The organism is Nocardioides sp. Z24_21 (assembly GCF_058134345.1).
Window position 1 is genome coordinate 102383 of the sequence record NZ_JBYTTH010000006.1, and the last position, 21267, is coordinate 123649.

Consider the following 21267-nt stretch of genomic DNA (forward strand, 5'->3'; position numbering starts at 1 on the left):
TCGGTACCACTCCCTGTCCGGCGAGCCGACCGAACCCTGCGTCAGGCGAGCCCGTTGAGCACGGCGTAGCCGGCGCCCAGCACGCCGGTGGCTGCGACGGCGGTGCCGGCGAGCGTCGTGAGCGCCACCCGGCTGCGCAGCCGCACGACCACCACGCCGAGCAGGACGACGCCGAGGGCCAGGCAGAGCAGCCAGTAGACCGGGCTGGTCGTGTCGCCGACGACCGTCAGCCCGTAGATCGCGTCGGCGACCAGCACACCCGCCAGCGCGCCGGCGCCGAGCGCCGCACGGACGGCGTGGCCTCCGACGACCGCGGCCGCGGCGGCGCCGACGAACGGGCCGGCGACCACACCCACCAGGCTCCAGAACAGCGGGTCGTAGGCGAGCCCGCGCAGCTCGGAGGCGACCGTGTAGCCCAGGACGAGGCTGACGAAGGACACCACCCCGAGCACCGCGCCCGCGGCCACGGTCGGTCGGACCGCGACGATCATCGACGCGGTCAGCACCGTCCAGCCGGACGGCGAGTTGGCGAACGACGACAACGCGTCGGGCAGGAAGCCTTGCGCCCACGACGTCAGCCCGCCCAGCACCAGGCTGCCGGCCACGACGACGAGTGCGGACAGGGGCCATCGGGCCATGGGGTTCATGGCTCCATCCTCGACGGGGCGGGGCGCCCGCTCCACCGATCCGGGCGACCCCGGCACCTGGGTACCGAAAGTCGGTACCGGAGGACGAGCTCGCGCACTACGTTCGTCACCGATGACGGGGATGCACGCCGATGAGCACGTGGCCGACGACGAGACCGTACGGCGACTCGTCGCCGAGCAGCTACCGCAGTGGTCCGGGCTGCCGGTGCGGCGGCTGCCGCCCGTCGGCACCGACAACCAGCTCTTCCGCCTCGGCGAGGACCTGCTCGTCCGGATGCCCCGGATCCCCGGACCGGCCGCGACGGTGGCGTTCGAGCACACGTGGCTGCCGCGACTGGCGCCGCACCTGCCGGTGGCGATCCCGGCGCCCGTCGCGCTGGGGGAGCCGGGTGAGGGCTTCCCGTGGCCGTGGACCGTCGTGCCATGGATCGAGGGCACGACGCCGACGGAGGCCACCTACGACCCGGAGCGGTGGGCGGTCGAGCTCGGCACGTTCGTGCGAGCCTGTCGCGCCGTCCCGGGCATGGACGCCCCGGTCAAGACCGAGGGACGCGGTGCCCCGCTGGCAGCCCTCGACGCCTGGGTGCGGGAGTGGACCGCCCGGGCCGACGCCGGTGCGGTCTCCCGCGACGCGGTGCTCGCCGTCTGGGAGGACGCGCTGGCGGCGCCGGCGCACGACGGCGAGCCGTGCTGGTTCCACGCCGACCTGCACGACGGCAACCTGCTGGTGCGCGACGGCCGCCTGGTCGCGGTGATCGACTGGGGCGCCGCCGGGCGCGGTGACCCCGCGATCGAGCTCAACGCGATGTGGGGCTACGTCCCGTCGTCGGCCGCCGGGCTCTACCGCGAGAGCGTCGGGCTCGACGAGGCCGCCTACCGCCGTGCCCGTGGCTTCGCGCTCGCCCCCGCCATCAGCGCCTGGACCTACTACCGCGACACCGCCCCCGAGACCTCGCGCGGCGCGCTGCAGACCGTGCGGCGGCTCATCGCCTCGCTCGACGGGTGAGCCGGGCCCGGCCTCGGTCGCGGCGCCTCAGAGCTGCTTGCGCAGGTGCACGTCGTCCCTGCCGGGCGTCGGCACCGACTCCCAGCGGAAGATCTCCTCGTAGCCGAGCCGCTGGTAGAACGCCGGAGCCTGGAAGGTGAACGACGTGACGAAGACGTGCGTGCAGCCTCGCTCGACGGCCTCGTGCTCGAACGCCGCCAGCGCCCTGGCGCCGACACCGGTTCCCCGCTGGTCCTCGTGCACCCACGTCAGACCGATCCCGGCGGCCTGTCCCCAGGTCCAGCCCGAGACCCCCGCCATCAGCTCGCCGTCCTGCTCCACCTTGACGGTGAGCTCGACGGCGGGAGCAACGTCCGCGGTCGCGGCAGCGTTGTAGCGGTCCAGCTCGTCGTTGAGTCGCTGGTCGAGGGCCGGGTCCTCCTTGCCGATCAGGATCTGTGCGTCTCGCATGGCCGGAGCGTAGCGGCGCGCGGGGGACTCGCGCCGTGGTTGTCGGGCAGGGGGCGTCGCCGGGGGAGGGGCGTGCGTGGCCTCCTCGAGCGCAACTGGAGCCGCGGGTCCCCTCCGGCGAGGACGGCAGGGCGCCGCTCGCTCGCACCGAGACGTGCCGGTGGCCCCGCTACCGGGTGGGTGGCGGGGTGTGGGGCGGGGTCATGGTCGGCGGGGGTGTGGGATGCCCGGCGGTGCGGCCGTCGCTGCCTCGTCGATCCGGGTGGTGCCGGTGGGGTCGCGGCGGTAGCGGTGGCCGTGGGGGCTGGTCCACTCGAATGCGCCCGGCCCGACCGTCGCGTAGCGCCAGGCGGTGTGGGTCTTGAGCCGGTGGTGCGACCGGCACAGGGCGGCGAGATTCTGCGTAGCCGTCGGCCCGGGCTGCGGTCTCCCGTCCGCGGCGGCGTCGTGGTCGAACTCGGTGACGTGGTCGATGTCGCAGCCGCGGGCGGGGCGGGTGCACCACGGGAACACGCAGGTGCGGTCCCGCAGGACGACTTGCTCGCGGAGCTTGTCGGAGATCGCGTACGTGTCGGTGTGGAGCTGGATGTTGAGGTCGATGACCGGCTTGATCGTGACCTTCGTGCGCGAGTCGGCGCACCAGTCCTTGACCTGGTCGAGCAGGACGAGCCGCTGGCCCTCCTCCAGCCGGCCGGTCGGACCGAACACGGTGGTGTCGCAGATCGTGGCGTCGAGGTGAGCGTGGAGCACGACCTCCCGCGCGACCGGCAGGCCGTCATCGGTCCGCGCCGCCGCCGTGCCTTGGTGGTGGAGGTCGAGGGCGGTCTGGGTGCGGGCGAGGTCACCGAGGGCTGCGGCCCGTCGCGCGTCGAGCGGCTCGAGTGAGCCGAGCGCGGCCAGCGTCGCAGCGCCGTGCGCGAGCGCGCGGTCGAGGTCGAGGGCGTCGGCGAGGTCGAGCTCGGCCTCGAACCGCATCGTGCCGGCGAAGTGCACGTGCTGGTCATGCAGCGTCGCGTGACGGGGGTCGACGTCGAGGTAGGCGTCCTCCGGATCGGAGGCCGGGTCGGGGACGGCGAGGTCGAAGCGCTTGATCGTCTCCGCGACCAGCCGGTCGAGCTGGGCCGGCCCGATGCGTCCGGCGACGGCGGCCACCTGCGCGTCCACGAACGCCGCCGCCTCGATGCTCAGCGACGGTGCCGCGTGGATCGTGACCTCCGCGCCCGCCCGCGCCCGCCACGCCGGCACCCTGCCGGCGTGGACCTGCGCCCACAACCGCGGCAGCCGGTGGCGCAGCTCCAAAGCGTGGCCGATGAGCCGCTTCGCCGACACCGTCGAGATCCCGAGCACGCCCCCGAGCTCGGCCACGCAGAACTCCGCGACCTGCGGCGTGCCCTCGCCCGCGATGGGCTCCTCGTGCTCGCAGCCGGGCACGGTGAAGGACGCTGCGTGGTGGATCGACTCCGGCGGGTGCAGGTCGGCCCACCGCGCAGCCACCTCGAGCAGATCGGCCGCGGCGCGCTCCTCGGCAGCCTTGCGCTCCCGCGCGAGCGCGAGCAGGCCACCGGCGGTGAGGTCCACGACCCCGCCCACCTCCGGTCCCGTCAGCGTCTCGATCATGTGTTCGATTCTACGGCGAACCACCGACAGCCGCTCTACGTCTCCACAGGCGCTGAGGCGCGCCCGACCGTGTCCACCGGCCCACGACAGCCCGCTCCGCGAAGAGCTCCAGCACAGCTCCTACGGCGACCCCCCGGAACCGATGCCCACAAGCGTGACGCTGCCGGGCGCGGTCACTCGCCGGTGGCACCGTCGATCGACTCGCGGATGAGATCGGCGTGTCCGTTGTGCCGGGCGTACTCCTCGAGCATGTGCAGCATGATCCAGCGCAGGGTGAACTGCCCGCCCTCATGACGGCTCGGGGTCACGGCCGGCTGGCCGAGCCCGCCCAGCCGGAGGGCGTCATCGATGTCACGACGCGCCTGGGCGACTGCGTCATCCATGAGTCGACGCAGCTCCTCGGGACTGTCGTCCCTCGCCGAGCGCAGCTCCCAGTCGGGGTCGGCATCCCAGTCCGCGGAGTCCCACGGCTGTCCCAGCGGCCGCCCGTGCAGCACGAAGCCGAACCAGTGCGCCTCGTTGAGGGCCACGTGCTTGAGCAGTCCACCCAGTGTGAGCGTCGACGGCGGATGGGTCCGTCGCAGCTGGTCGGCGGTCAGGCCGTCGACCTTCATCCGGAGGGTGTCTCGGTGGTAGTCGAGGTAGGCCACCAGCATGTCGGCCTCGTCGGCGGCCAGGGGCGGATCGGGGCGCTCGATCGTCATGGGTGCGACCGTACTGTCCGAGCGAGACGTGGCATGCCATTTGTCGCGCCCGCACTCGCCGTCGGTGAACCCAGGACGCCGCAGCGAACGCGCGGGTCCGTCGCCTGAGCGCGGAGCGCGGAGAGGTGTCAGAACGTGTAGCCGAACGCCTCGAGGTCGGGGGCGTAGACCTCGGCGACCTTCGCCCGGGTCGCGTCGGTGTAGTAGTCGCGGTAGCTGCCGTGCGGGGACTTGTTGCGGTGCGGCACGTGCACCGGCTCGCCGCCGAGGCGCCGCTCGACCTCGGCGAGGTCGTCGGCGAAGGACTCGGTGCGACCCACGAAGTCGACCTCGCGGCCGGGCGCGCGCAGGTAGTCGACCTGCGGCCGGCCGACGCGGGGCAGCTCGGCGGTGCCCCGCAGCACGAACTCGTCGAAGCCGGAGTAGGCCGCGGCCGCGCGCCACATGTCGTTGCCGCGCATCCGGGTCGCGTCGGGCCCCTGCGGCCGACCGCTCGACGGACCCCACTCGCGGCCCCAGTCCTGGATCATCGACCACCACGAGACCATCCGCGCCCACGGGTTGCGCACGAACGCGAACGACCAGTAGTCGGCCGTCTGCGGCTCGGCGCGGAGGATCCGCGCGTACGGCGCGTGCCGGCCGAGTGGCGGGCGTACGCCGGGCGTCTTGCTCCGGGCGTCGGGACAGCAGCGCTCGAACACGACCCCGACCGACACCCCGCCGGTCTTCGGCACGTGCACGAACAGGGCGCGCCTGGTGTCGGAGATCAGCACGGGCGCGAGGCTAGCCGACGCACCTGTGGCAGCCCGCGCCTGCATCCGGGCCACCCGGCCGCGGCGCTTCGGGATGCGCGATGATCGACGCGTGATGACGTTCCTCGAGCTCGGGCCGGGCCGGGACTTCGTGCTCCTCGCCCTGCCCAAGACCGCGAGCACGTCGCTCGAGCGGACGCTGTCGCCGTACGCCACCGAGGTCGTCGGCTCGCCGCCGGGCCGCAAGCACCTCCCGGCCCGCGGCTTCGTCCACACCAAGGCGCACGAGCTCGCCGCGCAGGGGCACCCGCGCGAGTCCTACGACCTGGTCACCATGTTCCGCGAGCCGGTCGCCTGGCTGGAGTCGTGGTGGCGCTACCGGGCCCGCGAGGACAGCCGGCAGTCGACGGCCGAGATGACCTTCGAGGAGTTCGCGCTCCACTACCTCGCCGGCGACGACGAGGCGCCCGTGCCGAAGGGCCGCCCTGCGCGGTTCATCCACGCCCAGGGCAGCGTCGCGGTCGACCACGTGCTCGCGGTCGAGCGTCCCGACGTCTGGACGTCGTGGTTCGCCGAGCGGATCGGCCGACCGCTGGAGTTCGAGCGGCGCAACGCCTCGTCCGCCGAGCACGGCGCGCTCGGGTTCGCCACCCGCGAGGCGCTGGTGGCCCACTTCGCCCCGGAGTACGAGGTGTGGCGGCGCCTGGCCGACACCGGCGTGTGGTCGGGCGCCCGCGGCACCCGCCTGGAGTCGCTGGGCCAGCAGCGAGATCAGTAGGTGTAGCCGAAGAGCTCGATGTCCTCGGCGTAGACCTCGGCGACCCGCTGACGCGTCTCGTCGGTGTAGTAGTCGTGGTAGGTGCCGTGCTTGGACTTGTTCTTGTGCGGCGGCGTCGTCGGCTCGAGGCCGAGCTGCACCTGCACGCGCTGGAGGTCCTGCACGAAGTTCTCGGTGCGGCCGATGAAGTCGACCTCGCGCCCGTGCTTGGGGGCGCGGAGGTACTTGATCTGCGGCGTGCCGACGCGGGGCAGCTCCTCGGTGCCGCGCATCACGAACTCGTCGAAGCCGGAGTACGCGGCCGCGGCCCGCCACATGTCGTTGCCGTCGCGCATCGAGTGGTGCTTGACGTCCTGCGGCTTGCCGCTGCGGGGGCCGTGCCGACGGTCCCAGGCGGAGATCATCGAGTACCACGAGACCATCCGCGCCCACGGGTTGCGCACGAAGCCGAACGTCCAGTAGTCGATCACCTGCGGCTCGTGCTTGATGATCTTGCCGAGCGTCGCGTGGCGGCCGATGGGGACGCGCGCCTTGCGGGCGTCGGGGCAGGCCTCCTTGACGGTCTCCTCGACCGACACGCCGCCCGTCTTGGGGACGTGGACGAAGAGCACCTTGCGCGAGTCGCTGATCAGCACGCGGCGAGGCTATCCCACCGCGGCAGGGCTCCCACGCGCCGCCGAGCACCTAGCATCGCGACGTGACGACGACCGCACCGGCGCGCGGCTACCGGGCCTCCCAGAAGGTGCTGCACTGGCTGACGGTGCTGGCCGTGGCGGCGCAGTTCGCCGTCGGCTACGCCCTCGACCTCGACGGCGACTGCGACCCGCCGGGGGAGGACCGCAGCGGCGGCGACACCACCGACGCGGAGGAGGAGCGGTTCGACCGGCTCGAGGAGGCGTGCGAGGCGCGCGCCGACGACTACGACCTGCTCGGCGGCGGGCTCGACCTGGCGGAGCTGCACCTCGGCCTCGGGATGACCGTCCTGCTGCTCGGTGTCGTACGCCCGCTGTGGCGACGGGTGGCCGGTCTCCCGCCGTGGTCGGACCACCTCTCCACGCGCCAGCGGCGCCTGGTCCACTGGACCGAGCGCGCCCTCCTGGTGCTGCTGGTCCTCGTGCCGCTGAGCGGGCTGTTGCTCGTCGGCACCGGAGACGACGCCTGGCTGCCCCTCCACATCGGGGCGCATGTGGCGTTCTTCACCGCCCTGGCGGCGCACCTGTCCACCAACCTGCGCCCGGTGATCCTGCGCCGGATGCTCTGAGCCCGGCGCCCGCACCCCCGAGCGGGCGCGTCAGCGCTCGAGCGGCCAGCCGCGCTGCGCCCAGCCGCCGGTGCCGCCCGCCACGTTGATCGCCGGGACGCCCTGGGCTCGCAGGTGGTCGACCACCTGGCGGCTCCGGCCGCCGGACTGGCAGATCACGAAGACGGGCCGGTCGCGCGGCAGCTCGGCGACGTGGGCGGGGACGTCGTTCATCGCGGTGTGCGTGGCCCCGGGCACGTGACCGCCGGCGTACTCGTCGTCCTCGCGGACGTCGAGGACGAACGCCCCCTGGCTGTGGGCGGCGGCGAACTCGTCGAGACCCACCTCGTCCTGCGGTCCGTCGGCGGCGGCCTCCTGCGCGGCGGCGACCTCCTGGCGTACGGCGTCCATGTCGAGGCCGCGGGCCTGCTCGATCACCCCGGCGAGGGCCTGCGGCGGCAGCGCGCCGGCCTGGTTGAAGAGCAGGATCCCGTCGCGGAACAGCATCAGGGTCGGGATCGAGGTGATCGCGGCCATCTGCGCCAGCTGCTGCTCGGCCTCGGTGTCGACCTTGCCGAAGACGATGTCGGGGTTGTCCTCCGACGCCTTCTCGTAGACGGGGGCGAACTGCCGGCACGGTCCGCACCAGGCGGCCCAGAAGTCGACGAGGACGATGCCCTCACCGCTCACGGTCTGCTCGAAGTCGGCCAGGGTCAGCTCTCGCGTGCTCATGCCTCCACAGTGCCACGGAGGTCGGAGCAGGGCCTCACCAGCCGCGTTCGCGCCACTCAGCGAGGTGGGGGCGCTCGTCGCCCAGCCGGCCGTCGTTGCCGTGGCCGGGGTAGAACCAGGTGTCGTCGGGGAGCCGGTCGAACAGCTTGGTCTCCACCTCGCCGATCAGCTGGGCGAACGCCTCGGCGTCGCCGAAGGTCGAGCCCACGCCGCCGGGGAAGAGCGAGTCGCCGGTGAACAGCTGCGGGCTGGGGGAGACGGCCTCGTCGTCGAGGAGCAGGCAGATCGAGCCCGGCGTGTGGCCGGCGACCGGAACGACCACCAGGTCGCACGTGCCCACGGCGACCGTGTCGCCCTCGCCGACCCGGCGCTCCACGGTGACGCCGGTCTGCTCCTCGATCGCGTCGGCGTCGGGGGCGCCGGCGACCACCGTCGCGCCCGGGTGGGCCGCCTTCACCGCGGCCAGCGCCCGGTGGTGGTCCCAGTGCTGGTGGGTCGTGACGATCGCGGTCAGGGACCGGTCACCGATGAGCTCCAGCAGCCGCTCCGGCTCCGCCGCCGCGTCGACGAGCACCAGCTCGTCGGTCTCGGTGCAGTGCAGCAGGTAGCAGTTGTTGGACATCTCCGGGTCGACGGCCACCTTCGTCAGGGTCAGGCACCCGAGCGGGCGCACGCCCGGCTCGCCGCCGGGGGACACCTCGCCGGTGTAGGACTCGTTCACCATGGATCAACCTTCGGTAGCTCGTCGGAATCGGATGTGAGGCCCTCGCCGGAGCCACGGCCGGTGAGCCACCAGCCGAGGGCACCCGACGTGCCACTGACCACGGGCACCTGGTCGGCGGCCTCGCCGGGCGAACCGTAGCGCCAGGTGTGCCCGAGGTCGGTGGGCCGGACGGCGAACGGCTGAGGATAGGCGCGCTTGGTCATCGACTCCAGCAGCATCGCGCGGAAGTCCTCGGGCCAGTCGTCGGCCGTGTAGCCGGTGCCGAGGTCGGCGTGGTGGATCTCCACCTCGCGCAGCCGCATCAGCACCGCGTTGCGCAGCGCGAAGCCAGGTCCGCCCGGAGTGCGCTCGAACCGGCCGTCCCAGTCGTCGGGCCGCATCGCGGTGAGCGCCTCGCCGAAGCGGGCCGTCGACGCCGCGAGGCGCTCGCGCAGCTCCTCCGGCCCGGTCGACGCGAGGTCGTCGATGTCGGCGTCGCGCGCCTGCGGCGAGGCGTACATCGGCTGGGGTCGTCCGGTGCGGGCTCCGTGCAGGACGCCGGCGAGACCCTCGGCGTTGAGCGCGAGGTGCGCGAGCACGTGGCTGCGGGTCCAGCCCGGCAGTTGGGAGGCCTCCGCATACTGGGCACCAGCGAGCGCCTCGACCGTGCGGCCGAGCGCTCGATCGGCTCGGGCGACGGTGTCCGGGCCTGGTCTCGGGAGGTCGATCACCCGACCATCGTGCCACCACCGGCGCCTCCGTGCGGTCCACCCTGCCGGGTGGACGATGGGGCGCTGTCGGTGCTGCGTGAGAGGGTGGATCGGTGCGTCGACTTGATCGCGGCGCGCCTCCGGGACGAACATGCGTTCGACTCCGTCAAAAGCCAGAACGAGGACCACTGTGGCCGACCAGCTCATCATCAGGGGCGCCCGCGAGCACAACCTGAAGGACGTCTCGCTCGACCTGCCGCGCGACTCGCTCATCGTCTTCACGGGCCTGTCCGGCTCGGGCAAGTCGAGCCTCGCCTTCGACACCATCTTCGCCGAGGGCCAGCGCCGCTACGTCGAGTCGCTGTCGGCCTACGCCCGCCAGTTCCTCGGCCAGATGGACAAGCCCGACGTCGACTTCATCGAGGGCCTGAGCCCGGCCGTCAGCATCGACCAGAAGTCCACCTCGAAGAACCCCCGCTCGACGGTGGGCACGATCACCGAGGTCTACGACTACCTCCGCCTGCTCTACGCCCGCGCGGGCCGCGCCCACTGCCCCACCTGCGGTGCCCCGATCGAGCGGCAGACGCCGCAGCAGATCGTCGACCGCATCCTCGCGCTGGAGGAGGGCCGCCGGTTCCAAGTGCTGGCGCCGGTGATCCGCGGCCGCAAGGGGGAGTACGTCGAGCTGTTCCGCCAGCTGCAGCAGCAGGGCTTCAGCCGGGCGCGCGTCGACGGCCAGACCCACTCCCTCGACGACCCGCCGACCCTCGACAAGAAGCTCAAGCACACGATCGAGGTCGTGGTCGACCGGCTCGCGGTCAAGGAGTCGTCCAAGCGCCGCCTCACCGACTCGGTGGAGACCGCCCTCGGCCTCGCCGGCGGGCTCGTCGTCTTCGACTTCGTCGACCTCGACGCCAAGGACCCGGGCCGGGAGATGAAGTTCTCCGAGAAGATGGCCTGCCCCAACGACCACCCCATCGACACCGACGACCTCGAGCCGCGCTCGTTCTCGTTCAACTCGCCGTTCGGAGCGTGCCCGGTCTGCTCCGGCCTCGGCACCCGGATGGAGGTCGACCCCGACCTCGTCGTCCCCGACCCCCGCGCCACGCTCGGCGAGGGCGCGATCGCCCCGTGGAGCGGCGCGCACGTCGCCGACTACTTCCTGCGCCTGGTCAACGCGCTGGGCGAGGAGCTCGGCTTCGACCTCAACACGCCCTGGGAGGACCTGCCGGCCAAGGTGCGCACCTCCCTGCTGGAGGGTCACAAGACCAAGGTCCACGTCGTCACCCGCAACCGCTACGGCCGCCAGCGGGCCTACTACGCCGCGTTCGAGGGCGTGCGCCCCTACGTCGAGCGCCGCCACCGCGAGGCCGAGTCCGACACGAGCCGCGAGCGGTTCGAGGGCTTCATGCGCGAGGTGCCGTGCCCGGCCTGCCGGGGCACCCGCCTCAAGCCGGTCTCGGTGTCGGTCACCCTCGGTGCCCGCGACCAGGGCGGCAAGAACATCGCCGAGGTGTGCGCCCTCCCGATCGACGAGGCCGCCCACTACCTCCGCACCGTGGAGCTCTCCGCGCGCGAGCGCCAGATCGGCGAGCAGGTGCTCAAGGAGATCCAGGAGCGCCTGCGGTTCCTGCTCGACGTCGGCCTCGACTACCTCTCCCTCGACCGGCCCAGCGGGTCGCTGTCGGGTGGCGAGGCCCAGCGGATCCGGCTCGCCACGCAGATCGGCGCCGGCCTCGTCGGCGTCCTCTACGTGCTCGACGAGCCCTCCATCGGCCTCCACCAGCGCGACAACCAGCGCCTGATCGAGACCCTCGTGCGGCTCAAGGAGCTCGGCAACACGCTGATCGTCGTCGAGCACGACGAGGAGACCGTCCGGGTGGCCGACTGGGTCGTCGACATCGGCCCCGGCGCCGGTGAGCACGGCGGCCAGGTCGTCCACTCCGGCACCGTCGAGGGTCTGCTCGCCCACCCCGACTCGATGACCGGGCAATACCTCAGCGGCCGCCGCGAGATCCCGGTGCCGGCCGTGCGCCGCCCGCGCACCAAGGGCCGCGAGCTCGTCGTCCACGGTGCGCGCGAGCACAACCTCCGCGACGTCGACGTCGCCTTCCCGCTCGGGGTCTTCACCGCCGTCACCGGCGTCTCGGGCTCGGGCAAGTCGACGCTGGTCAACGACATCCTCTACACGTCGCTGGCCAAGCAGATCTACAACGCCCGCACCGTTCCCGGCCGCCACACCAAGATCACCGGCCTCGAGCACGTCGACAAGGTGATCCACGTCGACCAGTCGCCGATCGGCCGCACCCCGCGCTCCAACCCGGCCACCTACACCGGCGTCTTCGACCACGTGCGCCGGCTCTTCGCCTCCACCCCCGAGGCCAAGATGCGCGGCTACCTCCAGGGCCGGTTCTCGTTCAACGTCAAGGGCGGGCGCTGCGAGGCGTGCTCCGGCGACGGCACGATCAAGATCGAGATGAACTTCCTCCCCGACGTCTACGTCCCGTGCGAGGTGTGCCACGGCGCCCGCTACAACCGCGAGACGCTCGAGGTGCACTACAAGGGCAAGACCATCGCCGAGGTCCTCGACATGCCGATCGAGGAGGCCGCCGAGTTCTTCGCCGCGGTGCCCGCGATCGCGCGCCACATGAAGACCCTGGAGGAGGTCGGGCTCGGCTACGTCCGTCTCGGGCAGCCCGCGACCACGCTGTCCGGCGGCGAGGCGCAGCGCGTCAAGCTCGCCAGCGAGCTGCAGAAGCGGTCCACCGGCCGCACGGTCTACGTCCTCGACGAGCCCACGACCGGCCTCCACTTCGAGGACATCCGCAAGCTGCTCGGCGTGCTGTCGAGCCTGGTCGACAAGGGCAACACCGTCCTGGTGATCGAGCACAACCTCGACGTCATCAAGACCGCCGACTGGATCATCGACATGGGTCCCGAGGGCGGCTCGCGGGGCGGCATGGTCGTCGCCGAGGGGACGCCCGAGCAGGTCGCGGCGGTCCCGGAGAGCCACACCGGTCACTTCCTCGCGCCGACCCTGGAGGGTCGCGGCGCCCAGCAGCCGGGGGCACCGCGCCGGCAGCCGGCCGTGGCCGCGAAGTCGGGGCCGGCGACGCGCACCGCGACGAAGGCCACCGCGAAGAAGACGGCGGCGAAGAAGGCCCCTGCCAAGAAGACCGCGGCCAGGAAGACGACGAAGAAGTCCTGACCGACCATCAGGTTTCTCACAGGTCCGCTGGCTAGGGTCGCGGCATGACCGCCCTCAACAGACGTCGCGCCCTCACCGGATCGGCGGCGATCGCCGTCGGTGTCCCCGTCCTCGCCGCCTGCGGCTCCGACGGCGACTCGACGGCCACCGACCCCGCCGACTCGGCAACGCCCTCGCCGAGCGACACGAGCTCGGCGCCGAGCACCGACGGCACCCAGACGCCGAGCGGCGGCGCGGCGCTGGCGAGCGCCTCGGACGTGCCCGTCGGCGGGTGCGTGGTCAACACGGACGCGAAGGTCGTGGTGACCCAGCCGACCGAGGGCGACTTCAAGGCGTTCTCGGCCGTGTGCACCCACCAGGGCTGCCTCGTCCAGTCCAGCAGCGAGGGCGACATCCCCTGCCCGTGCCACATGAGCCGGTTCTCGCTGGACGACGGCTCGCCGCTGTCCGGACCCGCCACCGCGCCGCTCGCCGCGGTGCAGATCACCGTCGACGGGGACTCGATCACCGAGGCCTGATCGGCAGCGCAGCGGGGCCCTCCGGGCTGTCGGGGGGCGCCCGTAGGGTTGACCCGTGGCCAGTCCGAGCTCCTATCGACCCGCACCTGGATCGATCCCGACGAAGCCGGGGGTCTACCGCTTCCGCGACGCCAAGGGCCGCGTCATCTACGTCGGCAAGGCCAAGAGCCTGCGGCCCCGCCTCTCGTCCTACTTCCAGGACATCGGCAACCTCCACCCGCGCACGGCGAGCATGGTCACCACCGGTGCCAGCGTCGAGTGGACGGTCGTCGACACCGAGGTCGAGGCGCTCCAGCTGGAGTACAGCTGGATCAAGGAGTTCGACCCCCGCTTCAACGTCAAGTACCGCGACGACAAGTCCTACCCCTGGCTGGCGGTGACCGTCGGCGAGGAGTTCCCCCGGGTCATGGTGGGCCGCGGCGCCAAGCGCAAGGGCACCCGCTACTTCGGCCCCTACAGCCACGCGTGGGCGATCCGCGAGACCGTCGACCTGCTCCTGCGCGTCTTCCCGATGCGGTCGTGCAGCAACGGCGTCTTCAAGCGCTCCGCCCAGATCGGCCGTCCCTGCCTGCTGGGCTACATCGACAAGTGCGCGGCTCCCTGCGTGGGCAACGTCACCGCCGAGCAGCACCGCGAGATCGTCGACGACTTCTGCGACTTCATGGCCGGCAACACCGCGGCGTTCACCCGGCGCATCGAGCGCGAGATGTACGCCGCCTCCGAGGCGCTCGACTTCGAGAAGGCCGCCCGGCTGCGCGACGACCTCGGGGCGCTCACCAAGGCGCTGGAGAAGCAGGCGGTGGTGCTGCGTGACGGCACCGACGCCGACGTGATCGCGCTCGCGGAGGACCCCCTCGAGGTGGCGGTCCAGATCTTCTACGTCCGCGGCGGCCGCATCCGCGGCCAGCGTGGGTGGGTCGCCGACCGCACCGACGAGGGCGGCACGCCCGAGCTGGTCCAGGACTTCCTCCTCCAGCTCTACGGCGGCGAGGACGACTCCATCCCGCGCGAGGTGCTGGTGCCGGCCCTGCCGCCCGACAGCGACGTGCTCGAGCAGTTACTCAGCGAGCGGCGGGGGAGCAGGGTCGTCATCCGGGTCCCGCAGCGCGGCGACAAGCGCGACCTCCAGCAGACGGTCGCCAACAACGCCGCCCAGGCGCTCGCCCTCCACAAGACCAAGCGCGCCAGCGACCTCACCACCCGCAACCGCGCCCTCGAGGAGATCCAGAGGTCGCTGGGCCTCGACGAGGTGCCGTTGCGCATCGAGTGCTACGACGTGTCCAACCTCCAGGGCACCGAGGTCGTCGCCTCGATGGTGGTCTTCGAGGACGGTCTGGCCCGCAAGTCCGAATACCGCCGCTTCGTCATCCGCGGCGTCGACGGGCAGAACGACGTCGCCTCGATGCACGAGGTGATCACCCGTCGGTTCCGCCGGCTGCTCGACGAGCAGGCCCGCAGTGAGCTCCAAGACGCTCCTCGGGCGGCGCCAGCGGGCTCGGCTGCTTCGCCGGCTCAGCAGGACGAGCCGCAGGCGCCCCTCCTCGTCGACCCGGAGACCGGGCGTCCCCGCAAGTTCGCCTACGCGCCCTCGCTGGTGGTCGTCGACGGTGGCCCGCCCCAGGTGGCGGCGGCCCAGCAGGCGCTCGCCGAGCTCGGCATCGACGACATCCCCGTCTGCGGGCTCGCCAAGCGCCTCGAGGAGGTGTGGCTGCCGGGGGAGGAGGACCCGGTGATCATGGCGCGCACCAGCGAGGGCCTCTACCTGCTCCAGCGGATCCGCGACGAGGCGCACCGCTTCGCGATCACCCACCACCGCGGCCGGCGGTCCAAGTCGATGGTGGAGAGCGCCCTCGACGACGTCCCCGGCCTGGGCGAGGTGCGGCGCAAGACCCTGCTCAAGCACTTCGGCTCGCTCAAGAAGCTGCGCGAGGCCGACATCGACCAGATCGCGCTCGTGCCCGGCATCGGGCCGCGCACGGCGACGGCGATCAAGGACGCGGTCGCGCAGGCCGACGCGACGCGCAAGACTGCTCCCCGCGAGCCGGCCGTCAACACCGCCACCGGCGAGATCCTGGAGGACTGAGAGGCATGCCCGCGATGAACGAGACCGCCCCCGGCGAGCTGGTGATCGTCACCGGCATGACCGGTGCAGGCCGCAGCACCGCCGCCAAGGAGCTGGAGGACCTCGGCTACTTCGTCGTCGACAACCTCCCGCCCACCCTGGTGCGCGACGTGGTGCGGCTCGTCGACGACAGTCGCGGCGTCCACCAGCCGATCGCCGTGGTGGTCGACGTGCGCTCCGGCTCGTTCTTCGACTCCCTCCAGGCCAACCGCCACCAGCAGGTGACCGGGCGGCCCACCACCCTGCTGTTCCTCGAGGCCACCGACGAGGTGCTGGTTCGGCGCCAGGAGGCGGCGCGCCGGCCCCACCCGCTGCAGGGTGGCGGACGGCTGCTGCACGGCCTGCACCGCGAGCGGACCGCGCTGGCCGACCTCCGAGGCGACGCCGACGTCCTCCTCGACACCTCCAACTTCAACGTCCACCAGCTCAAGGACCGCATCGCCGAGCTCTTCGGCACGGCCGCGTCGACGCGGCTCAAGGTCACCGTGATCAGCTTCGGCTTCAAGTACGGCATCCCGGTCGACGCCGACTGGGTCGCCGACATGCGCTTCCTGCCCAACCCCCACTGGATCCCCGATCTGCGTCCCCAGGACGGCCGCGACCCCGACGTGTCGGCCTACGTGCTCTCGCAGCCCGGTGCCGGGCGGTTCCTCGAGCAGTACCTCCCGGTGCTCGAGACGGTGGCCGAGGGCTACCTCACCGAGGGCAAGCGGTTCATGCGCGTGGCGGTCGGGTGCACCGGCGGCAAGCACCGCAGTGTCGCGATGAGCGAGGCCATCGGCGCGCTGCTGCGCGAGTCCGGCTACGACGTGCGCACCTCCCACCGCGACCTCGGCAGGGAGTGACGTGGCCCGCGACACCGCCCAGGCCGCGGTGGCGCTCGGCGGCGGCCACGGCCTCTACGCGACCCTGTCGGCGCTGCGCCGCCTGCACGACGACCTCACCATCGACGACCTCACGGCGGTCGTGACCGTCGCCGACAACGGCGGCTCGTCCGGACGGCTGCGCGGCGAGTTCGGCGTGCTGCCGCCGGGCGACCTGCGGATGGCGCTCGCGGCTCTGTGCGGCGACGACGAGTGGGGCCGCACCTGGGCCGAGGTCCTGCAGCACCGCTTCGCGGGACAGGGCCAGATGAACGGCCACGTGGTGGGCAACCTGCTCATCGTCGGCCTCTGGGAGCTGATGGGCGACCCGGTGCGGGCGCTCGACTGGGTCGGGCGGCTGCTCGGGGCCCACGGCCGCGTCCTGCCGATGGCGACCACGCCGATGGACATCACCGCTCGGGTGCGCGGCGCCGAGGCCGCGCATCCCGACGCGGTCACCGTCGTACGCGGGCAGGTCGAGGTCGCCACGACCGCGGGACGCATCGAGTCGGTCGCCCTGGTGCCGGAGGACCCGCAGGCGTGCGCCGAGGCGGTCGACGCGATCCTCGCCGCGGAGTGGGTGGTGCTGGGTCCGGGCTCGTGGTTCAGCTCGGTGATCCCGCACCTGATGGTCCCCGGGCTGCGCCGGGCGCTCGCCGAGACCGCCGCGCGGCTCGTCGTCGTGCTCAACCTCGAGGCCCAGCCGGGGGAGACCACCGGCTTCGGTCCCGCCGACCACCTGGCCGTGCTGTTCGAGCACGCCCCCGACCTCACGGTCCACGCGGTGCTGGTCGACTCCTCGGCGCTCGCCGACGACCACGAACGGCTCGCGAAGGACGTCGCCGAGCGGGGCGCCCGGCTCGTCGTCGCCGACATCGCCGTGCCGGGGGAGCCGCGCCACGACCCGGAGAGCCTGGCCGCGGCGTTCCGGCGGATCGTGGAGGAGGCATGAGTCACGCCGGGAGGGCGGTTGCCGCCGTTCCCGCCGGGGGTCGTTGACCCGCGTGGCAGGATTCGCCTCATGGCTATGACGGCGCAGGTGAAGGCAGAGCTCGCCTCCACCCAGATCACCAAGACCTGCTGCCGCAAGGCCGAAGTGGCCTCGATGCTGCGCTTCGCCGGGGGCCTGCACATCGTGAGCGGGCGCATCGTCGTGGAGGCCGAGCTCGACACCGGCGCCGCCGCGCGGCGGCTCCGCACCGACATCGCCGAGGTCTACGGGCACCCCTCCGACGTGGTCATGGTGCAGGGCAACGGCATCCGCAAGGGCAGCCGCTACCTCGTGCGGGTGACCAAGGACGGCGAGGCGCTGGCGCGCCAGACCGGGCTGCTCGACCAGCGCGGTCGGCCCGTACGCGGGCTGCCGCCGGCCGTGGTCAGCGGCGGCGGGTGCGACGCGGTCGCAGCGTGGCGCGGCGCGTTCCTCGCGCACGGCTCGCTCACCGAGCCCGGACGCTCGTCCTCGCTCGAGATCACCTGCCCCGGCCCCGAGGCCGCACTGGCCATCGTCGGCGTCGCCCGCCGGCTCGGCATCTCCGCCAAGGCACGCGAGGTCCGCGGCGTCGACCGGGTCGTGATCCGCGACGGCGACGCGATCGGCGCGCTCCTCACCCGGCTCGGCGCTCACGAGTCGCTGATGGCGTGGGAGGAGCGCCGGATGCGGCGCGAGGTGCGGGCCACCGCCAACCGGCTCGCCAACTTCGACGACGCCAACCTGCGCCGCTCGGCCCGTGCCGCCGTCGCCGCCGGTGCCCGCGTGGAGCGGGCCCTGGAGATCCTCGGCGAGGAGATCCCCGACCACCTGCGCCAGGCCGGACACCTGCGCCTCGAGCACAAGCAGGCGTCGCTGGAGGAGCTCGGGCAGCTCCACGAGCCGGTCCTGACCAAGGACGCCATCGCCGGCCGCATCCGCCGGTTGCTGGCCATGGCCGACAAGCGCGCCGAGGACCTCGGCATCCCCGACACCGAGTCGTCGCTGACGCCGGAGATGCTGGCCGAGGACGCCTGAACGGGCCGTTCCGGGCCAATTGGATCGTTCCAAGTTACCGGTCCGTACCGCGGGAGACCCGGGGTCGACGGGTCTCGGGCACCCAGTAGGGTCGTAACTGGTCACCAAAGGCCAACTGTCGACGGGGTCACCGAAGGCCCCACCAAGGAGGCACGGATCATGACTGTCCGCGTAGGCATCAACGGCTTCGGCCGCATCGGTCGCAACTTCTTCCGCGCGGTGCGCGCCTCGGGCGCCGACATCGAGATCGTGGGCGTCAACGACCTCACCGACAACGCCTCGCTCGCCAACCTGCTCAAGTTCGACTCCATCCTGGGTCGCCTCGACGCCGACGTCACCAGCGACGACACGTCGATCCGCGTCGGCGACCAGACCATCGCGGCGTTCGCCGAGCGCGACCCGGCCGCCCTCAAGTGGGGTGACATCGGTGCCGACGTGATCGTCGAGTCCACCGGATTCTTCACCGACGCCACCAAGGCGCGCGCCCACCTCGACGCCGGCGCCAAGAAGGTCATCATCTCGGCGCCCGCCAAGAACGAGGACATCACCGTCGTGATGGGCGTCAACCACGAGCTCTACGACCCGGCCTCCCACACGGTCATCTCCAACGCGTCGTGCACCACCAACTGCCTCGCGCCGATGGCCAAGGCGCTCCACGAGGGCCTCGGCATCAACAAGGGCCTGATGACGACCATCCACGCCTACACCGCCGACCAGAACCTCCAGGACAACATCCACAAGGACCCGCGTCGTGCCCGCGCGGCCGCGCTCAACATGGTGCCCACCTCCACCGGTGCCGCCAAGGCGATCGGCCTGGTCCTGCCCGAGCTCAAGGGCAAGCTCGACGGCTACGCGATGCGCGTCCCGGTCCCGACCGGCTCCGCCACCGACCTGACCTTCGAGGCGTCCCGCGAGACCTCCGTCGACGAGGTCAACGAGATCGTGAAGGCCGCGGCCGACGGTCGCTACCTGAAGTACTCCACCGACCCGCTCGTCTCCACCGACATCGTCACCGACCCGGCGTCCTGCATCTTCGACGCCCCGCTCACCAAGGTCAACGGCAACCAGGTCAAGGTGCTCGGCTGGTACGACAACGAGTGGGGCTACTCCAACCGGCTCGCCGACCTGATCACCTACGTCGGCTCCTCGCTCTGACGCCGATGCCCGCCACCACTCCCGGCATCGACTCGCTCGGTGACCTGAAGGGCAAGCGCGTCCTGGTCCGGTCCGACCTCAACGTCCCGCTCGACGGCAGCACGTCGGGGGACATGAAGGTGGCCGACGACGGCCGGATCCGCGCGAGCGTGCCGACGATCAAGCAGCTCTCCGACGCCGGCGCCCGGGTGGTCGTCACCGCCCACCTGGGCCGGCCGAAGGGCGCGCCCGACCCGAAGTACTCGCTCCGGCCCGTGGCCGAGCGGCTCTCCGAGCTGCTCGGCCGCCCGGTGGCGTTCGCGACCGACACGGTCGGCACGAGCGCCACGGAGACGGTGGCGGGCCTGCAGGACGGCGACGTCGCCCTGCTGGAGAACGTTCGGTTCAACGACGGCGAGACCAGCAAGGACGACGAGGTCCGCGCCGCGTTCGCCGACCAGCTCGCCCAGCTGGCCGACGCGTTCGTCTCCGACGGCTTCGGCGTCGTGCACCGCAAGCAGGCCAGCGTCTACGACGTCGCGCTGCGGCTGCCGTCCGCCATGGGCGGCCTGGTCGCCAAGGAGGTCGACGTGCTGCGACGGCTCACCGAGGACCCCCAGCGCCCCTACGTCGTCGTGCTCGGCGGGTCGAAGGTCTCCGACAAGCTCGGCGTCATCGACAACCTCATCGACAAGGCCGACAAGCTGCTCATCGGCGGCGGGATGGTCTTCACCTTCCTCAAGGCCCAGGGCCACGAGGTGGGCAAGAGCCTGCTCGAGGCCGACCAGGTCGACACCTGCGCCCGCTACCTCACCGAGGCGGCCGAGCGCGGTGTGGAGATCCTGCTGCCGACCGACGTCGTGGTCGACACGGCGTTCCCGTCGGGCGACCGCGAGCCGCAGCCCAGCGTCGTACCCGCCTCGGAGATCCCGGCCGACGCCATCGGGCTCGACATCGGGCCCGAGTCGGCGGCGGCGTTCGCGGCGGCCCTGGCCGACGCGCGCACGGTCTTCTGGAACGGCCCGATGGGCGTGTTCGAGACCGACGCGTTCGCCGGCGGCACCCGTGCCGTCGCCGAGGCGCTGACGAAGGTCGACGGGCTGTCCGTCGTCGGCGGTGGTGACTCCGCCGCGGCCGTGCGCAAGCTCGGCTTCGACGAGGCCGCGTTCGGCCACATCTCCACCGGCGGTGGCGCGTCGCTGGAGTTCCTGGAGGGCAAGGAGCTCCCGGGCATCGCCGTACTCGAGAGGGGCTGACCGTGGCCGGGACCAACAAGAGCCGCACGCCGTTGATGGCGGGCAACTGGAAGATGAACCTCAACCACCAGGAGGCGGTGGTGCTGGTCCAGAAGCTCGCCTGGACGCTGGCGGACAAGCGTCACGACTTCGGCAAGGTCGAGGTCGTCGTGGTGCCGCCGTTCACCGACCTGCGCTCGGTGCAGACGCTGGTCGACGGTGACCGCCTCTCGATCCGCTACGGGGCCCAGGACGTCTCCGTCCACGACAACGGCGCCTACACCGGCGAGATCTCCGCGACGATGCTGGCCAAGCTGGGCTGCTCCTACATCGTGGTCGGCCACAGCGAGCGCCGCATCTACCACAACGAGTCAGACGAGCTGGTCAACGCCAAGGCGCACAAGGCGCTGCACGCGGGGATGACCCCGATCGTGTGCGTCGGGGAGGGCCTCGACGTGCGCCAGGCGGGCGAGCACGTGCCGTTCACCCTCACGCAGCTCGACGGCTCGCTCGACGGTTTCACCGCCGAGCAGGTCGCCGACCTCGTGGTCGCCTACGAGCCCGTCTGGGCCATCGGCACCGGCGAGGTGGCGACCCCGGACGACGCCCAGGAGGTCTGCGCGGCGATCCGCGAGCGCGTCCGGCACGTGCACGGCGACGGTGCCGCCGACGGCCTCCGGATCCTCTACGGCGGGTCGGTGAAGGCGGCCAACGTCGGCGGGATCATGGACAAGGCCGACGTCGACGGCTGCCTGGTCGGTGGCGCCAGCCTGCAGGTCGACGAGTTCGGCGGCATCTGCCGGTTCTACGACATGCCGGTGCTGTGAGGCGGCCTCCGGT

General features: G+C 72.2%; 21 protein-coding genes. 12 read left to right on the forward strand and 9 right to left on the reverse strand.

Features of this window, described 5'->3' with window-relative positions; genetic code table 11:
• Positions 1–41 precede the first annotated feature (41 nt).
• Positions 42–647 (reverse strand): DUF6518 family protein, encoded by a 606-nt coding sequence (locus AC3X7Z_RS17840; protein WP_489976773.1) that lies wholly within the window; start codon positions 645–647, stop codon positions 42–44.
• Between the two features lie 112 nt (positions 648–759).
• Between AC3X7Z_RS17840 and AC3X7Z_RS17845 the strand changes: the two genes are divergently transcribed.
• The gene (locus AC3X7Z_RS17845) at positions 760–1653 is read left to right on the forward strand and encodes an aminoglycoside phosphotransferase family protein (RefSeq protein WP_206054371.1); all 894 of its coding nucleotides are present in this window, start codon (positions 760–762) and stop codon (positions 1651–1653) included.
• A 27-nt stretch (positions 1654–1680) separates the two neighbouring features.
• On the opposite strand, the gene AC3X7Z_RS17850 is transcribed toward AC3X7Z_RS17845, so the two are convergent.
• The 4 genes from AC3X7Z_RS17850 to AC3X7Z_RS17865 all read right to left on the reverse strand — a co-directional run bounded on the left by AC3X7Z_RS17850 (position 1681) and on the right by AC3X7Z_RS17865 (position 5197).
• Complete coding sequence (locus AC3X7Z_RS17850) at positions 1681–2103, reverse strand: GNAT family N-acetyltransferase (RefSeq protein ID WP_186341191.1); 423 nt, start codon at positions 2101–2103, stop codon at positions 1681–1683.
• Positions 2104–2304: 201 nt separating this feature from the next.
• Positions 2305–3720, reverse strand: a complete 1416-nt coding sequence (locus tag AC3X7Z_RS17855) for an HNH endonuclease signature motif containing protein (protein ID WP_489976774.1) — start codon at positions 3718–3720, stop codon at positions 2305–2307.
• 173 nt (positions 3721–3893) lie between these two features.
• Positions 3894–4424: a DinB family protein gene (locus AC3X7Z_RS17860; RefSeq protein WP_489976775.1), complete on the reverse strand. Its 531-nt coding sequence runs from the start codon at positions 4422–4424 to the stop codon at positions 3894–3896.
• A 128-nt stretch (positions 4425–4552) separates the two neighbouring features.
• Positions 4553–5197: a sulfotransferase family 2 domain-containing protein gene (locus tag AC3X7Z_RS17865; protein WP_489976776.1), complete on the reverse strand. Its 645-nt coding sequence runs from the start codon at positions 5195–5197 to the stop codon at positions 4553–4555.
• A 91-nt stretch (positions 5198–5288) separates the two neighbouring features.
• Between AC3X7Z_RS17865 and AC3X7Z_RS17870 the strand changes: the two genes are divergently transcribed.
• Entirely contained in the window at positions 5289–5954 is a 666-nt protein-coding gene (locus AC3X7Z_RS17870; RefSeq protein WP_489976777.1) for a hypothetical protein, read from the forward strand.
• Here the strand turns inward: AC3X7Z_RS17870 and AC3X7Z_RS17875 are convergent.
• Entirely contained in the window at positions 5948–6589 is a 642-nt protein-coding gene (locus AC3X7Z_RS17875; protein WP_186342610.1) for a sulfotransferase family 2 domain-containing protein, read from the reverse strand. The two genes, AC3X7Z_RS17870 and AC3X7Z_RS17875, sit on opposite strands and share 7 nt — an antisense overlap.
• Before the next feature lie 62 nt (positions 6590–6651).
• On the opposite strand from AC3X7Z_RS17875, the gene AC3X7Z_RS17880 reads away from it, so the two are divergent.
• Entirely contained in the window at positions 6652–7215 is a 564-nt protein-coding gene (locus AC3X7Z_RS17880; RefSeq protein ID WP_489976778.1) for a cytochrome b, read from the forward strand.
• A 30-nt stretch (positions 7216–7245) separates the two neighbouring features.
• Here the strand turns inward: AC3X7Z_RS17880 and AC3X7Z_RS17885 are convergent, their stop codons facing one another.
• From AC3X7Z_RS17885 to AC3X7Z_RS17895, 3 genes are read right to left on the reverse strand one after another with little or no spacing between them, the layout of a single operon-like run.
• Positions 7246–7926, reverse strand: a complete 681-nt coding sequence (locus AC3X7Z_RS17885; protein WP_186342608.1) for a thioredoxin domain-containing protein — start codon at positions 7924–7926, stop codon at positions 7246–7248.
• Between the two features lie 34 nt (positions 7927–7960).
• On the reverse strand, positions 7961–8650 hold the full coding sequence (locus tag AC3X7Z_RS17890) for an MBL fold metallo-hydrolase (protein ID WP_489976779.1): 690 nt from the start codon (positions 8648–8650) through the stop codon (positions 7961–7963).
• Positions 8644–9360: a maleylpyruvate isomerase family mycothiol-dependent enzyme gene (locus AC3X7Z_RS17895; RefSeq protein ID WP_489976780.1), complete on the reverse strand. Its 717-nt coding sequence runs from the start codon at positions 9358–9360 to the stop codon at positions 8644–8646. The genes AC3X7Z_RS17890 and AC3X7Z_RS17895 overlap by 7 nt, the downstream gene beginning before the upstream one ends.
• 169 nt (positions 9361–9529) lie before the next feature.
• Between AC3X7Z_RS17895 and uvrA the strand changes: the two genes are divergently transcribed.
• The 9 genes from uvrA (at position 9530) to tpiA (ending at position 21254) form a co-directional block, all read left to right on the forward strand.
• Positions 9530–12547 (forward strand): excinuclease ABC subunit UvrA, encoded by a 3018-nt coding sequence (gene uvrA / locus AC3X7Z_RS17900; protein WP_489976781.1) that lies wholly within the window; start codon positions 9530–9532, stop codon positions 12545–12547.
• Positions 12548–12591: 44 nt separating this feature from the next.
• Complete coding sequence (locus tag AC3X7Z_RS17905; RefSeq protein ID WP_186342604.1) at positions 12592–13065, forward strand: Rieske (2Fe-2S) protein; 474 nt, start codon at positions 12592–12594, stop codon at positions 13063–13065.
• A 55-nt stretch (positions 13066–13120) separates the two neighbouring features.
• Positions 13121–15148 carry an excinuclease ABC subunit UvrC gene (gene uvrC, locus AC3X7Z_RS17910; protein WP_489976782.1) on the forward strand — a complete coding sequence of 676 codons (2028 nt, stop codon included), beginning with the start codon at positions 13121–13123 and terminating at the stop codon, positions 15146–15148.
• 14 nt (positions 15149–15162) lie between these two features.
• Entirely contained in the window at positions 15163–16032 is an 870-nt protein-coding gene (rapZ, locus tag AC3X7Z_RS17915) for an RNase adapter RapZ (protein WP_186342623.1), read from the forward strand.
• A 1-nt stretch (position 16033) separates the two neighbouring features.
• Positions 16034–17002: a gluconeogenesis factor YvcK family protein gene (locus tag AC3X7Z_RS17920; protein ID WP_206054369.1), complete on the forward strand. Its 969-nt coding sequence runs from the start codon at positions 16034–16036 to the stop codon at positions 17000–17002.
• A gap of 69 nt (positions 17003–17071) precedes the next feature.
• Positions 17072–18058: a DNA-binding protein WhiA gene (gene whiA, locus AC3X7Z_RS17925; protein ID WP_186342602.1), complete on the forward strand. Its 987-nt coding sequence runs from the start codon at positions 17072–17074 to the stop codon at positions 18056–18058.
• 159 nt (positions 18059–18217) lie between these two features.
• On the forward strand, positions 18218–19213 hold the full coding sequence (gene gap, locus AC3X7Z_RS17930) for a type I glyceraldehyde-3-phosphate dehydrogenase (RefSeq protein ID WP_186342601.1): 996 nt from the start codon (positions 18218–18220) through the stop codon (positions 19211–19213).
• A gap of 5 nt (positions 19214–19218) precedes the next feature.
• On the forward strand, positions 19219–20448 hold the full coding sequence (locus tag AC3X7Z_RS17935; protein WP_489976783.1) for a phosphoglycerate kinase: 1230 nt from the start codon (positions 19219–19221) through the stop codon (positions 20446–20448).
• A gap of 35 nt (positions 20449–20483) precedes the next feature.
• On the forward strand, positions 20484–21254 hold the full coding sequence (tpiA, locus tag AC3X7Z_RS17940; protein WP_206054628.1) for a triose-phosphate isomerase: 771 nt from the start codon (positions 20484–20486) through the stop codon (positions 21252–21254).
• The last annotated feature ends 13 nt before the right edge of the window (positions 21255–21267 follow it).